Source organism: Pseudomonas sp. B12(2026) (assembly GCF_057767015.1).
Window position 1 is genome coordinate 254,618 of record NZ_CM173430.1, and the last position, 12,165, is coordinate 266,782.

Below are 12,165 nucleotides of genomic sequence, written 5' to 3' on the forward strand. Positions count from 1 at the left end.
TCGAACAGAGGACGTTATGCGCGAATCTTCGACTCTCCACTTCGTTACCCACGACGGTGCCGAACTCTTCTACCGCCACTGGCCGGCGGCCGCTGCCGCCGATGAACCGCGCCGCGCGGTGCTGCTGTTCCATCGCGGCCACGAACACTCCGGGCGCATCGCCCACCTGGCCGACGAGCTGGACCTGCCCGGCTTCGACATCTTCGCCTGGGACGCCCGCGGCCACGGCCAGTCCCCCGGCGCCCGCGGCGACAGCCCGAGCTTCGGCACCAGCGTGCGCGACGTGCAGACCTTCGTCGAGCACATCGCCGCCACCCACGGCATCGCCGTCAGCGACATGGCGGTGGTGGCGCAGAGCGTCGGCGCCGTGCTGGTGTCCACCTGGGTGCACGACTACGCGCCGCCGATCCGCAGCCTGGTGCTCGCCTCGCCGGCGTTCAAGGTCAAGCTCTACGTGCCCTTCGCCCGGCCGGGGCTGAAGCTGGCCCGTTGGTGGCGCGGCAATTTCTTCGTCAACAGCTACGTCAAATCCAGCTTCCTCACCCACGACCCGGAGCGCATCGCCTCCTTCGACAGCGACCCGCTGATCGCCCGCGCCATCTCGGTGAACGTGCTGCTCGGCCTCTACGCCGCCGCCGAGCGCGTGGTGGCCGACGCCCAGGCGATCCAGGTGCCGACCCAGCTGCTGATTTCCGGCTCCGACTTCGTGGTGCACCGCAAGCCGCAGCAGCGCTTCTTCGACAACCTCGGCTCGGCGCGCAAGGAGCTGCACATCCTGCCCGGCTTCTTCCACGACACCCTCGGCGAACTGCACCGCGAACAGGCGGTGAGCCGCGCCCGGCGCTTCCTCCTCGAATGCTTCGCCCGCGCGCCGGAGCGCCCCGACCTGCGCGACGCCGACCGCTTCGGCTACACCTGCGCCGAAGCCGAGGCGCTGGCCACGCCGCTGCCGGCCTGGTCGATCCGCGACCTCTACTGGCGCGCGACCCGCGCCAACATGCGCCTCGGCCGCCTGCTCTCGGACGGCATCAACCTGGGCTTCCAGACCGGCTTCGACTCCGGCAGCACCCTGGACTACGTCTACCGCAACCAGCCGGCAGGCGCCGGGCCCGTGGGCCGGATGATCGACCGCACCTACCTGGAATCCGCCGGCTGGCGCGGCATCCGCCAGCGCAAGGTGAACATCGAGGAGCTGCTGCGCCAGGCCATGGCCAGCCTGCGCGAACAGGGCCGCGAGGTGCGCATCCTCGACATCGCCGCCGGCCACGGGCGCTACATCCTCGAAGCGCTGCAGGGCGTCGAGCCGCTGCCGGAAAGCGTGCTGCTGCGCGACTACAGCGAGCTGAACGTGCGCGAAGGTTCGGCGCTGATCGAACGCCTGGGCCTGGGCGAGCGCGCCCGCTTCGTCCAGGGCGACGCCTTCGACGGCGCCGACCTCGCCGCCGTCGAACCCAAGCCGAGCCTGGCGGTGGTCTCCGGCCTCTACGAGCTGTTCGCCGACAACGCCATGGTCGGCGGCTCGCTGGCCGGCCTCGGCGAGGCGGTGGAGGAGGGCGGCTACCTGATCTACACCGGCCAGCCCTGGCACCCGCAGCTGGAGCTGATCGCCCGCGCCCTGACCAGCCACCGCGCCGGCCAGGCCTGGGTGATGCGCCGCCGCACGCAGCTGGAGATGGACCAGCTGGTGGAGGCCGCCGGCTTCCGCAAGCTGGCCCAGCGCATCGACGAGGACGGCATCTTCACCGTCTCCCTGGCCCGCCGGGAGCGCCGCTGATGGCACCGCGCGAGCCCGGCGTGCTGCGCCGGGCGGTGATCTGGCTGGTGTTCCTCGGGCCGTTCTTCTTCGCAAGCTACGGCTTCGCCAACTGGGCGGCAGCGCGGCGCGAGACGGTCGGCGTGCTGGTGTTCGACTGGGAGCGCGGCATGCCGCTGTGGCCCTGGACGATCATTCCGTACTGGTCCATCGACCTGCTCTACGGCCTGTCCTTCCTGCTGCCGCGCACGCGCCGCGAGCTGGACGGCCACGCCCTGCGCCTGCTCAGCGCGCAGCTGATCGCGGTGGGCTGCTTCCTGCTGTTCCCGCTGCGCTTCAGCTTCGAGCGGCCGGCGCTGGAGGGCGTCTTCGGCTGGCTGTTCGACCTGCTGATGGGCTTCGACAAGCCGTTCAACCAGGCGCCGTCGCTGCACATCGCGCTGCTGGTGATCCTCTGGACCGCCTATGGCCGCCATGCCGGCGGCCTGTGGCGCTGGCTGCTGCACGGCTGGTTCGCGCTGATCGGCCTGTCGGTGCTGACCACCTGGCAGCACCATTTCATCGATGTTCCCAGCGGCGCGCTGGTGGGTTGGCTGTGCGTCTGGCTGTGGCCGCGCGAGGGGCGCTCGCCGCTGGCGGCGTGGCAATTCAGCGCTGAACCGCGCCGGTTGCGGCTGGCGGTTTTCTACGCGGTCGGCTCGGCCGTTTGCGCGTTGCTGGCGCTGGCGGGCGGCGGCTGGTGGCTGTGGCTGCTGTGGCCGGCGGTATCGCTGGCGCTGGTTGCGCTCTGTTACCTGGGCATCGGCGCGGAAGGTTTCCAGAAGCGCACGGACGGCCGGCAATCGCTGGCCGTGTCCTGGCTGCTGGCTCCCTATCTGCTCGCCGCGTGGATCAATTCCCGCGCCTGGACGCGCCGTCATCCGCAGCCGGACGAAGTGCTGCCCGGCCTCTGGCTTGGCCGCCTGCCAAGTGGCGCCGAGCTCGAGGCAAAGCCCGACCTGGCGATTGTCGACCTGTGTGCGGAGCTGCCCTGTGCCGCGCACGGCGGGGGCTATGTCTCGCTGCCGTTGCTCGATCTGGTCGCGCCTGGTGCCGAGCAATGCCGGTGCGCTGCCGGGCTGATCGACGCCCTGCGCGCCGAAGGCCCGCTGCTGGTCTGTTGCGCCCTGGGCTATTCGCGCAGCGCCACGGTGATCGCCGCCTGGCTGCTGGTTTCCGGCCGTGCCGACACGGTCGGGGACGCCGTGGCGCAGGTGCGCCGGGCGCGCCCGCAGGTGGTGCTCAAGGCCGAACAACTGGCGGTGCTGGCGCAGATCGCCGGCCAGCCGCATATACCGCAGGAGGTGAGCCATGTTGGTTGATCCGGGTCTGATTCTGGTGGCCAGCCTGCTGCGCCGTGGCAGCAGCCTCAATGGCCTGTCCTCCGCGCTGACCGTGCTGGCCCTGGCGCTGGGTTTCTACGGCGTGCTGATGGCCAGCGCCTCGCTGGCGTTCAGCCTGGGCATGGCGCTGCTGGTGCTGCTCGGCCTGGTGCAGAAGTTCTACGCCATGCGCGTGGCGCTGGACGCCGATCTGTTCGCGGCCATGGCCAACGCCGGCGATGCGCTGCCCGAGCGCACCCGGCAGCTGGACGACGCGCTGACCACCTACGCCGGCGTGCCGGCGGAAAAGTCCGGCCGCCCCTGGAGCGAGCGCAGCCGTGGCGCGCTCGCCCTGCTGCGCCGGCAGGTGCTGCTCTGCGCGGCGCAGTGGCTCATCGCGCTGCTGATCCTGATCACCCTGACTTTCGAAGCCTGAGGAACGTACCCGAATGCTGGAACGACTCTTCGCCTACGCCATCATCGCCGGCGCCCGCGCCGTGACGGGCCTGCGCAGCCTGTGGCTGGGCACCACGCCGATCCCGGCGCAGCGCATCTACTACGCCAACCACAGCAGCCACGGCGACTTCGTCCTGCTCTGGGCCTCGCTGCCGCCCGAGCTGCGCGCCCGCACGCGGCCGGTGGCGGGCATGGACTACTGGGGCAAGGGCGGCCTGCGCGGCTTCATCATCAACCGCGTGTTCCACGGTGTGCTGATCGACCGCACGCGCAGCGCCGAGGGCGGCAATCCGCTGGAGCCGGTGGAGCAGGCGCTGGCCGACGGCGACTCGCTGATCCTCTTCCCCGAAGGCACGCGCAACCTAGACGAAGAAGTGCGCCTGCTGCCGTTCAAGAGCGGCATCTACCACCTGTCCAGGAAGCATCCGCAGGTGGAGCTGGTGCCGGTGTGGCTGGACAACCTCAGCCGCGTGATGCCCAAGGGCCGCGCGCTGCCGCTGCCGCTGCTGTGCACGCTGAGCTTCGGCGCGCCGCTGGCGGTGCAGGAGGGCGAGGGCAAGGAGGCTTTCCTCGAACGCGCCCGCGAGGCGCTGCTCAAACTCGCCACGCCGGAGGGCCACTGAGATGAACCAGACCTGGCTGCTCTTCGGTGGCATCGGCGCCATCCTCGTCCTCGCCTCGCTGGTCGGCGCGGTGCTGCGCTGGAGGGCGCCGCCCGGACCGCACGCGGTGATCGACAACCTGAATGCGCGGATCAACGCCTGGTGGGTGATGGTCGCGGTGATCGGCGGCGCCTTCGCGCTCGGCCAGTGGGCGGTGATCCTGCTGTTCTACGGCGTGTCCTTCTACGCCCTGCGCGAGTTCCTCACGCTGATGCCGACCCGGCGCAGCGACTACCCGGCGCTGGTGGCGGCCTTCTACTTCGTGCTGCCGATGCAGTACCTGCTGATCGGCATCCAGTGGTACGGGCTGTTCTCCATCTTCATCCCGGTCTACATGTTCCTGCTGCTGCCGATCCTCGCTTCGCTGGGCGGCGACTCCAAGCACTTCCTCGAACGCGCCTCGAAGGTGCAGTGGGGGCTGATGCTGGCGGTGTTCTGCATCTCCTTCGTGCCGGCGCTGCTGACCCTGGATATCGCCGGCTACGAGGGGCGCAACCTGCTGCTGATCGCCTTCCTGGTGATCGTCGTGCAGCTCTCGGACGTGTTGCAGTACGTCTGCGGCAAGCTCATGGGCAAGCGCAGGATCGCGCCGAACCTGTCGCCGTCCAAGACCGTCGAGGGCTTCATCGGCGGTGTCGCGCTGGCCACGCTGATCGGCGGCGCGCTGTGGTGGATCACCCCGTTCAAGCCCTGGCAGGCGCTGCTGATCGCGCTGATGATCAACATCCTCGGCTTCTTCGGCGGGCTGGTGATGTCGGCGATCAAGCGCGACCGCGGGGTGAAGGACTGGGGGCACATGATCGAAGGCCACGGCGGCATGCTCGACCGCCTGGACTCGGTGTGCTTCGCGGCGCCGGTGTTCTTCCACTTCGTCCGCTACTGGTGGACCTGACGAACGGCGATAGGGCGAAAACCGGGGAAAGTGCGGCCGCCGATTAATTTTTCTCATGGCCGGCCCAGCCCTCCGGCCGCGGGTTCGGCGGCTACGCTTGGTGTGTTCGCTGACGAAGTGTCGTATGGCCAACGGGGCGCTGTGGGTGTGGGCGGTCGAATCAACACGAGGCCATGAGACATGGGGATTCGTTTTCCGGTCGGGCGTTTGCGGCGTGCCGCCAGCGGGTTTCCCGCATGAGCACGCTACTTGGTGGCGGTTCCTCTTCCACCTGTCTGGTCACGGCCACCGGCGCGTTCTGCGCCGAGGCGGTGGTGGCGTCGTTGCGGCAGCATTCGGCGGCGCGGATCGTCGGGACCAATATCCAGCCCCCGGAGTGGTGCGCCACCTCGGCGCTGCTCGACGCCGCCTATCAGGTGCCCCGCGCGCGGGACGTGGCCGCCTATATCGGCCGCATCCTGGAAATCTGCGAACGCGAGCGGGTGACCCACGTGCTGCCGCTGATCGACCCCGAGGTCGATGCGTTCGCGCTGCATCACGAGGCGTTCACCTCCCGTGGCATCACGCTGTGCATGCCGCCGCTGGAGACCATCCGCGTCAGCCGCGACAAGTGGCTGGTCTACCGGACCTTCCTGGACGTCCCGGGCATCCGCAGCATTCCCACCTGGCGGCTGGAAGACCTGCCGGAGCTGGAGCTGCCGCTGATCGCCAAGCCGCGCGACGGCCGCAACAGCGAGGGGCTGGCGGCGATCCATGACCCGGACTACCTGCGCTACATCCGCAACAAGTGCCAGGGGCGCGACTACATCGTGCAGCCGCTGCTCCCCGGCGAGGTGTGCGTCGTCGACGTGGTGCGCCAGGGCGGCACCGGGCAGTGGGCGGGCATGGCGCGGCAGGAGCTGGTGCGCACCGCCAACGGCGCCGGACTGACGGTGAAGATGCTGGCCGATGCGCCGCTGGTCGAGATGGCGGGGCGGGTCGCGCAGGTGCTGGGCGTGAACGGCTGCATCAACATGGAGTTCCTGATGCACGACGGCGCGCCGCTGCTGATGGACGTCAACCCGCGCTTCTCCGGCGGCATCGCCTTCAGCCGGATGTCCGGCTACGACATGGTGGCCAACCACTTCCGCTGCTTCTCGGGAGGCGAGCTGGATGCGCCGGTGATGCCCGCGCCGGCCATCCATGCGCGGCACTACGTGGAGGTCACCACCGTCAGCGGGGAGTGACTCCCCGCCTGCCGGCGCAGCCTCAGAAGATGCTGCTGACCACGCCCGATTCGGTGACCTTCGCCTCGATGACCTTCTGGCTGCGCAGGTTCTTCACCCGGATCACCTCGTCCTGCTTGCCGTTGGCCAGCGCCTCGCCCACGGCGCTGGCCCGGATGCCGTCCTGGCTGGCGACGATCCTCACCTGCTGGCCGCGCCGCACCAGCAGCGCGCCGTCGACCAGCGCCGGGGTCAGCGCCTGCTCGGCACGGATGCGCCGGCGGGCGGTCATCCCGAGCACGTCCTCCACCTGGGTGAAGTAGCCCCGCGCGTTCTTGCCGATGTCCAGCGGCGCGAGCTTCAGCTGGCCCGCGTCCAGCGTCTGGCCGCGCTCGATCTCGCTGCTGGCGACCACCGCCGGCAGCAGCACCGTGGGCTGGCTGGTGAAGTACACCGGCCAGCCGGGCTGCCCCGGGCAGCTGGCCTCGAAACGCCGCCGCGCGGTGGGCGCGGCGGGCGCTTCGCTGGCGCGCAGCTGCGGCTCGTCCGGGCAGGCGGGCAGCCTGGCCAGGCTGTTGGGCAGGTTGTTGTCCAGCCGGAAGGTCATGCCTTTCCAGCCTTCCTTCTGCGCCGTGCCTTGCAGCTCGGTGGCGATCGTCCGCTGGGCGGCGGCGTCCAGTTGCGTGCGCGCATCGCGGGGCTGTTCCTGGGCCTGGCCGAGTGCGGGGAGCAGGAGGAGGAAGCAGGCGGAAAGGACTTTTCCGCATCCCGTCGCGCGGCGCGCCGAAAGCGGAAACGCGGTGTTGCGCGCGCCACCGTGAGCGGCGCGCAAAGCCTTGTAAATCAATGACATGAAGCGACCTTCAGGGGCGGCATGCTTTGTGCTCTATCGCCACGCACGCCGAACGATGAGAGTGGGTTGCGGGAATGAGTATACGGTTTGACGAGACCCTGGGTATCCACGAGCAGGCCCTCTCGCTGCACATGCAGCGCAGCGAAATCCTGGCCTCGAACCTGGCCAACGAAGACACCCCCGGCTTCAAGGCGCGGGACATCGACTTCGCCGCCGAGATGCAGCGCCAGGACGGCGCCAGCGCGCTGCTGGCCAGCACCGGCCCGGCGCTGAAATACCGCATCCCCAACCAGCCCTCCCAGGACGGCAACAGTGTGGAGCTGGCCACCGAGCAGGCGGAGTTCTCGCGCAACGCGATGGATTTCCAGACCAGCCTGACCTTCCTGACCATGAAATTCCGCGGCCTCAAGGAGGCCATCGAAGGACGCTGACGCCATGGCATTCGATTCCATCTACCGCATCGCCGGTTCGTCGATGAACGCGCAGACCGTGCGCCTGAACACCGTGGCGAGCAACCTGGCCAACGCCGACTCCGCCGCCGCCAGCCCCGATGCCGTGTACCAGGCGCGCAAGCCGATGTTCGCCGCCGTCTACGACAACGACCAGCTCACCCGCGGCGCCGGCATGGGCGGCGCCCACGTGCAGGTGCTCGACGTGGTCACCTCCGGCCGCGCCCCGCAGCGCCGCTACGAGCCGGGCAGCCCGCTGGCCGACGCCAGCGGCTACGTCTATTACCCCGACGTCAACGAGATCGAGGAAATGACCGACATGATGTCCGCCACCCGCAGCTTCGAGACCGGCGTGGAAGTGCTCAACCGGGTCAAGAGCATGCAGTCCAGCCTGCTGAAACTGGGAGACGCCTGATGAGCACGGTCAACGGCGTCAACGACAGCACCGGCACCAGCGCCACCTCGGACGCCCCGAAGCAGGCGGTGGACGTCGGCCAGCTGACCGACATGGAGAACAGCTTCATCACCCTGCTGGTCGCCCAGGTGCAGTACCAGGACCCGACCAAGCCGGTGGACAGCACCGAGTTCATCAACCAGTACTCGGCCATGGCGCAGGTCAAGAGCATGCAGAACATGACCACCCTGCAGCAGAACAACCTGGTGCTGACGGACAACCTGCAGACCCTCACCGCCGCCGGCCTGGTCGGCCAGCAGGTGAAGGTCAGCGCCGACAGCCTGCAGCTGGACGGCGACCAGGTCAGCGGCCAGGTCAACCTGGAGCACTCCTCGGCCACCACCGTGCTGCAGCTCACCGACGCCAACGGCGTGCGCACCGACATCGCCCTCGGCCCGCAGGCGCCGGGCGCCGTGCCCTTCACCGTGGACCCGCAGGCCCTGGGCCTGAAGCCCGGCAAGTACACCCTGGCGGTCAAGACCGAGAGCGGCGAGACGCCGGGCATCGAGGTTTCCGGACTGGTGAACGACGTCCGCGTCAGCGCCGACGGCCCGGTGCTGGACGTCCAGGGCGCCGGCCAGGTGCCGTTCTACAAGATCGTCGAATTCAGTCAGGGCCAGGCCGCCTGAGCGCCTGTTCCAATACCTTCAGGATGAGATAACGCCATGAGCTTCAACATCGCCCTGACCGGCCTGAACGCCGTCACCCAGCAGCTGGACACCATCAGCAACAACATCGCCAACTCCGGCACCGTGGGCTTCAAGTCCTCGCGCACCGAGTTCGGCAGTGTCTACGCCGACAGCAAGGGCATGGGCGTGGAAGTCACCGGCACCACCCAGAGCATCAGCCAGGGCGGCGCGCTGGTCTCCACCAACCGCAACCTCGACCTGGCCATCTCCGGCGGCGGCTTCTTCGTGGTCAAGAGCGGCAACGGCGACACCCGGTACACCCGCGCCGGCGTGTTCAGCCAGGACAACGCCAACTTCCTGATCAACGCCACCGGCCAGCGCCTGCAGGGCTACCCGACCGACGCCAACGGCAACCTGCTGGTGGGCACCGTCTCCGACCTGCAGGTGAAGACCGCCAACCTGCCGGCCAAGGCCACCGACAAGCTGGACTTCGTCGCCAACCTCGACTCCAACGAGAAGGTCCCGGCCATCGCGCCGTTCGACCCGCAGAACGTGGCGACCTACAACTCCACCTACACCAGCAAGATCTACGACTCCCAGGGCAAGGAACACACCCTGACCCAGTACTTCGTGCTGACCGGCACCAACTCCTGGGATGCCCACTACGCCGTCGACGGCACCGCCGTGGGCGCCGCCCAGGCGCTGACCTTCGCCCCGGACGGCTCGCTGTCCGCGCCGATCGCCGCGGTGCCGGTGAGCTTCAACCTGCCGGGCGTCGACCCGATGAACATCGCCCTCGACTACACCGGCACCAGCCAGTACGGCTCGGACTTCGTGGTCACCACCAACCGCGCCACCGGCTACGCCGCCGGCGAGCAGACCGGCATCGCGGTGGAGAACGACGGCAAGGTCTACGTCAACTACAGCAACGGCCAGCGCATGCTGCAGGGCCAGGTCGCACTGGCCAACTTCATCAACACCGGCGGCCTGCAGAACGAGAGCGGCACCGCCTGGAGCGAGACCTCCGCCTCCGGCGCCCCGCTGATCGGCGTGCCCGGCATCGGCCAGTTCGGCGCGCTGTCGGCGGGCAACCTGGAAGGCTCCAACGTCGACATCACCCAGCAACTGGTGGGCCTGATGGAAGGCCAGCGCAACTACCAGGCGAACACCAAGGTGATGACCACCGACAAGGAACTCACCCAAGTGCTGTTCTCGGCGATCTGATAGGGCAGAAGCATGGATCGACTCGGCTATACCGCGATGACCGCCGCCAGCCGCAGCATGGCGGCGCTGGACATCCGCGCCAACAACCTCGCCAACGTCAACACCCCCGGCTTCCGCGCGGACCTGGAGCACGCCAGCGCGGTCGACGTCAGCGGCGCCGGCTACGACAGCCGCTATCTCGCGCGCATCGAGAGCAGCGGCGTGGACATGACCCCCGGCACCCTGATGGCCACCGGGCGCGACCTCGACGTGGCCATCCAGGGCCCCGGCCTGCTGGCCGTGCAGGCCGGCAACGGCGAGGCCTACACGCGCCAGGGCAACCTGTCGATCAACGCCGACCGCCAGCTGACGATCAACGGCCGCGCGGTGCTCGGCGAGGGCGGGCCGATCACCCTGCCCGAGTACGACGCCATCGCCATCGGCAGCGACGGCACCCTCTCGGTCATGCCGCGCGGCGACTACCTGATGACCGACGTCGACCGCATCAAGCTGGTCGACGCCCCGCCCGCCTCGCTGGTGAAGAACGCCCAGGGCCTGCTGGTCAGCAAGAACGGCCAGAACGTGGCGACCAGCGAGGACGTGCGGCTGATCTCCGGACACCTGGAGCAGAGCAACGTCTCGGCCATCGACCAGCTGGTGGGCACCATGAGCCTGAACCGCCGGTTCGAGACCCAGGTGAAGATGATGAAGGCCGCCTCGGACCTTGCCGAGGCCGGCGACCGCGTGATCCGTGGCGCGTAACGCGCAGCGCGCAGACAGGAGCGAAACATGAGTTCGGCACTTTGGGTCAGCAAGACCGGCCTGGCGGCACAGGACACCGCGATGTCCACCGTGGCCAACAACCTGGCCAACGTGAATACCGTCGGCTTCAAGAGCGACCGCGCGGTGTTCGAGGACCTGTTCTACCAGGTCGAGCTGCAACCGGGCGCGCAGGCCGACCAGGTCAACACCGTGCCCTCCGGCATCCAGCTGGGCAGCGGCGTGCGCGTGGTGGGCACGCAGAAGGTGTTCACCGAAGGCAGCATGCAGACCACCGGCCAGCCCATGGACCTGGCCATCGTCGGCAGCGGCTTCTTCCAGGTGGAATCGTCCAACGGCGAGACCTACTACACCGAGAACGGCCAGCTGCAGCTGAACAACGAGGGCATCGTGGTCAACGCCCAGGGCCTGCCGCTGACCCCGAACATCACCGTGCCGGCCGGCGCCAGCCGCTTCACCGTCGGCAGCGACGGCATCGTCACCGCCGTCCTGCCGGGCGAGACCCTGCCCACCCAGCTGGGCCAGATCACCCTGGTCAGCTTCACCAACCCGTCCGGCCTGGAAGCCCTCGGCGGCAACCTCTACCGGGAGACCGCCGCCAGCGGCCAGCCGCAGGAAGGCATCCCCGGCCAGGACGGCCTGGGCTCGCTCAAGCAGGGCGTGCTGGAAGGCTCCAACGTGCAGGTGGTGGAAGCGATGGTGAACATGATCGCCATCCAGCGCGCCTACGAGGCCAACGCCAAGGTGCTCGACGCCGCGTCGGGCATGCAGCAGTTCCTCAACCAGACGGTCTGACCATGACGCGCCTTGCCCCGCTGCTCGCCCTGGCGCTGCTCGCCGGCTGCCAGAGCTTCAACGAGATGCTGCCGGACGAGGATTCCTCGGTCTACCAGCCGCCGGACCTCGACTACAGCCTGCCGCCGGCCACCAGCGGCGGGCTGTACCGCTCGGGCTACGGCGGCTCGCTGATCCGCGACAAGCGCGCCATCGGCGTGGGCGACATCGTCACCGTGGTGCTCAACGAGGCCACCCAGTCGAGCAAGAGCGCCGGCACCAGCTTCGGCAAGCAATCCAGCCTGGACGTCCCGGTGCCGACCATCCTGAGCAAGGAGTACGGCGGCCTGGAAACCTCCGCCACCGCCAGCCGCGACTTCGACGGCTCGGCCAAGAGCTCGCAGCAGAACACCCTCACCGGCTCCATCGCCGTGACCGTGCACAAGGTCCTGCCCGGCGGCGTGCTGCTGGTGAAGGGCGAGAAGTCCCTGCGCCTGAACCAGGGCGACGAGTTCATCCGCCTCACCGGGATGGTGCGCATCGACGACATCAACCGCAGCAACCAGGTGTCCTCGCAGAACGTCGCCAACGCCAAGATTTCCTACGCCGGGCGCGGCGTGCTCAACGACAGCAACTCGGCCGGCTGGCTGACGCGCTTCTTTACCCATCCGCTGTTCCCGATGTAAGCAGGCGA

At 68.9% G+C, this 12,165-nt stretch carries 14 protein-coding genes; 13 read left to right on the plus strand and 1 reads right to left on the minus strand.

Annotated elements, in window-relative coordinates; translation table 11 throughout:
* The first annotated feature begins 16 nt into the window (after window positions 1-16).
* The 6 genes from AC3B6A_RS01205 to AC3B6A_RS01230 all read left to right on the plus strand — a co-directional run bounded on the left by AC3B6A_RS01205 (window position 17) and on the right by AC3B6A_RS01230 (window position 6,350).
* Window positions 17-1,774, plus strand: a complete 1,758-nt coding sequence (locus tag AC3B6A_RS01205; protein ID WP_488400510.1) for a bifunctional alpha/beta hydrolase/class I SAM-dependent methyltransferase — start codon at window positions 17-19, stop codon at window positions 1,772-1,774.
* Window positions 1,774-3,114 (plus strand): phosphatase PAP2/dual specificity phosphatase family protein, encoded by a 1,341-nt coding sequence (locus AC3B6A_RS01210; protein WP_488400511.1) that lies wholly within the window; start codon window positions 1,774-1,776, stop codon window positions 3,112-3,114. Before AC3B6A_RS01205 ends, AC3B6A_RS01210 begins: the two co-directional genes overlap by 1 nt.
* Window positions 3,104-3,550 (plus strand): hypothetical protein, encoded by a 447-nt coding sequence (locus AC3B6A_RS01215; RefSeq protein ID WP_488400512.1) that lies wholly within the window; start codon window positions 3,104-3,106, stop codon window positions 3,548-3,550. Before AC3B6A_RS01210 ends, AC3B6A_RS01215 begins: the two co-directional genes overlap by 11 nt.
* A gap of 13 nt (window positions 3,551-3,563) precedes the next feature.
* Window positions 3,564-4,193: a lysophospholipid acyltransferase family protein gene (locus AC3B6A_RS01220; RefSeq protein ID WP_488400513.1), complete on the plus strand. Its 630-nt coding sequence runs from the start codon at window positions 3,564-3,566 to the stop codon at window positions 4,191-4,193.
* 1 nt (window position 4,194) lies between these two features.
* Window positions 4,195-5,124 carry a phosphatidate cytidylyltransferase gene (locus AC3B6A_RS01225; RefSeq protein WP_488400514.1) on the plus strand — a complete coding sequence of 310 codons (930 nt, stop codon included), beginning with the start codon at window positions 4,195-4,197 and terminating at the stop codon, window positions 5,122-5,124.
* A 236-nt stretch (window positions 5,125-5,360) separates the two neighbouring features.
* Window positions 5,361-6,350 carry an ATP-grasp domain-containing protein gene (locus AC3B6A_RS01230; protein ID WP_488400515.1) on the plus strand — a complete coding sequence of 330 codons (990 nt, stop codon included), beginning with the start codon at window positions 5,361-5,363 and terminating at the stop codon, window positions 6,348-6,350.
* Between the two features lie 22 nt (window positions 6,351-6,372).
* On the opposite strand, the gene flgA is transcribed toward AC3B6A_RS01230, so the two are convergent.
* Window positions 6,373-7,182, minus strand: coding sequence for a flagellar basal body P-ring formation chaperone FlgA (gene flgA / locus AC3B6A_RS01235; protein WP_488400516.1), 810 nt, complete (start codon window positions 7,180-7,182; stop codon window positions 6,373-6,375).
* Between the two features lie 74 nt (window positions 7,183-7,256).
* Here flgA and AC3B6A_RS01240 point away from each other — a divergent pair, with 74 nt between their 5' ends.
* The 7 genes from AC3B6A_RS01240 to flgH are packed head-to-tail and all read left to right on the plus strand — an operon-like array spanning window position 7,257 to window position 12,157.
* On the plus strand, window positions 7,257-7,613 hold the full coding sequence (locus AC3B6A_RS01240) for a flagellar basal body protein (protein ID WP_488400517.1): 357 nt from the start codon (window positions 7,257-7,259) through the stop codon (window positions 7,611-7,613).
* Between the two features lie 4 nt (window positions 7,614-7,617).
* Window positions 7,618-8,046 (plus strand): flagellar basal body rod protein FlgC, encoded by a 429-nt coding sequence (gene flgC / locus AC3B6A_RS01245; RefSeq protein ID WP_488400518.1) that lies wholly within the window; start codon window positions 7,618-7,620, stop codon window positions 8,044-8,046.
* Window positions 8,046-8,714 (plus strand): flagellar hook capping FlgD N-terminal domain-containing protein, encoded by a 669-nt coding sequence (locus AC3B6A_RS01250; protein ID WP_488400519.1) that lies wholly within the window; start codon window positions 8,046-8,048, stop codon window positions 8,712-8,714. Before flgC ends, AC3B6A_RS01250 begins: the two co-directional genes overlap by 1 nt.
* Before the next feature lie 36 nt (window positions 8,715-8,750).
* On the plus strand, window positions 8,751-9,938 hold the full coding sequence (gene flgE / locus AC3B6A_RS01255; protein ID WP_488400521.1) for a flagellar hook protein FlgE: 1,188 nt from the start codon (window positions 8,751-8,753) through the stop codon (window positions 9,936-9,938).
* A 12-nt stretch (window positions 9,939-9,950) separates the two neighbouring features.
* Complete coding sequence (locus AC3B6A_RS01260) at window positions 9,951-10,679, plus strand: flagellar basal-body rod protein FlgF (protein WP_488400522.1); 729 nt, start codon at window positions 9,951-9,953, stop codon at window positions 10,677-10,679.
* 27 nt (window positions 10,680-10,706) lie between these two features.
* Window positions 10,707-11,492, plus strand: coding sequence for a flagellar basal-body rod protein FlgG (flgG, locus tag AC3B6A_RS01265; protein WP_488400523.1), 786 nt, complete (start codon window positions 10,707-10,709; stop codon window positions 11,490-11,492).
* Window positions 11,493-11,494: 2 nt separating this feature from the next.
* Complete coding sequence (gene flgH / locus AC3B6A_RS01270; protein ID WP_488400524.1) at window positions 11,495-12,157, plus strand: flagellar basal body L-ring protein FlgH; 663 nt, start codon at window positions 11,495-11,497, stop codon at window positions 12,155-12,157.
* The last annotated feature ends 8 nt before the right edge of the window (window positions 12,158-12,165 follow it).

Excerpts from the sequence above, each read along its gene's own strand:
- AC3B6A_RS01205 (WP_488400510.1), top strand. The coding sequence starts at position 17 with ATGCGCGAATCTTCGACTCTCCACTTCGTTACCCACGACGGTGCCGAA.
- AC3B6A_RS01210 (WP_488400511.1), top strand. The coding sequence starts at position 1,774 with ATGGCACCGCGCGAGCCCGGCGTGCTGCGCCGGGCGGTGATCTGGCTG.
- AC3B6A_RS01215 (WP_488400512.1), top strand. The coding sequence starts at position 3,104 with ATGTTGGTTGATCCGGGTCTGATTCTGGTGGCCAGCCTGCTGCGCCGT.
- AC3B6A_RS01220 (WP_488400513.1), top strand. The coding sequence starts at position 3,564 with ATGCTGGAACGACTCTTCGCCTACGCCATCATCGCCGGCGCCCGCGCC.
- AC3B6A_RS01225 (WP_488400514.1), top strand. The coding sequence starts at position 4,195 with ATGAACCAGACCTGGCTGCTCTTCGGTGGCATCGGCGCCATCCTCGTC.
- AC3B6A_RS01230 (WP_488400515.1), top strand. The coding sequence starts at position 5,361 with ATGAGCACGCTACTTGGTGGCGGTTCCTCTTCCACCTGTCTGGTCACG.
- flgA (WP_488400516.1), bottom strand. The coding sequence starts at position 7,182 with ATGTCATTGATTTACAAGGCTTTGCGCGCCGCTCACGGTGGCGCGCGC.
- AC3B6A_RS01240 (WP_488400517.1), top strand. The coding sequence starts at position 7,257 with ATGAGTATACGGTTTGACGAGACCCTGGGTATCCACGAGCAGGCCCTC.
- flgC (WP_488400518.1), top strand. The coding sequence starts at position 7,618 with ATGGCATTCGATTCCATCTACCGCATCGCCGGTTCGTCGATGAACGCG.
- AC3B6A_RS01250 (WP_488400519.1), top strand. The coding sequence starts at position 8,046 with ATGAGCACGGTCAACGGCGTCAACGACAGCACCGGCACCAGCGCCACC.
- flgE (WP_488400521.1), top strand. The coding sequence starts at position 8,751 with ATGAGCTTCAACATCGCCCTGACCGGCCTGAACGCCGTCACCCAGCAG.
- AC3B6A_RS01260 (WP_488400522.1), top strand. The coding sequence starts at position 9,951 with ATGGATCGACTCGGCTATACCGCGATGACCGCCGCCAGCCGCAGCATG.
- flgG (WP_488400523.1), top strand. The coding sequence starts at position 10,707 with ATGAGTTCGGCACTTTGGGTCAGCAAGACCGGCCTGGCGGCACAGGAC.
- flgH (WP_488400524.1), top strand. The coding sequence starts at position 11,495 with ATGACGCGCCTTGCCCCGCTGCTCGCCCTGGCGCTGCTCGCCGGCTGC.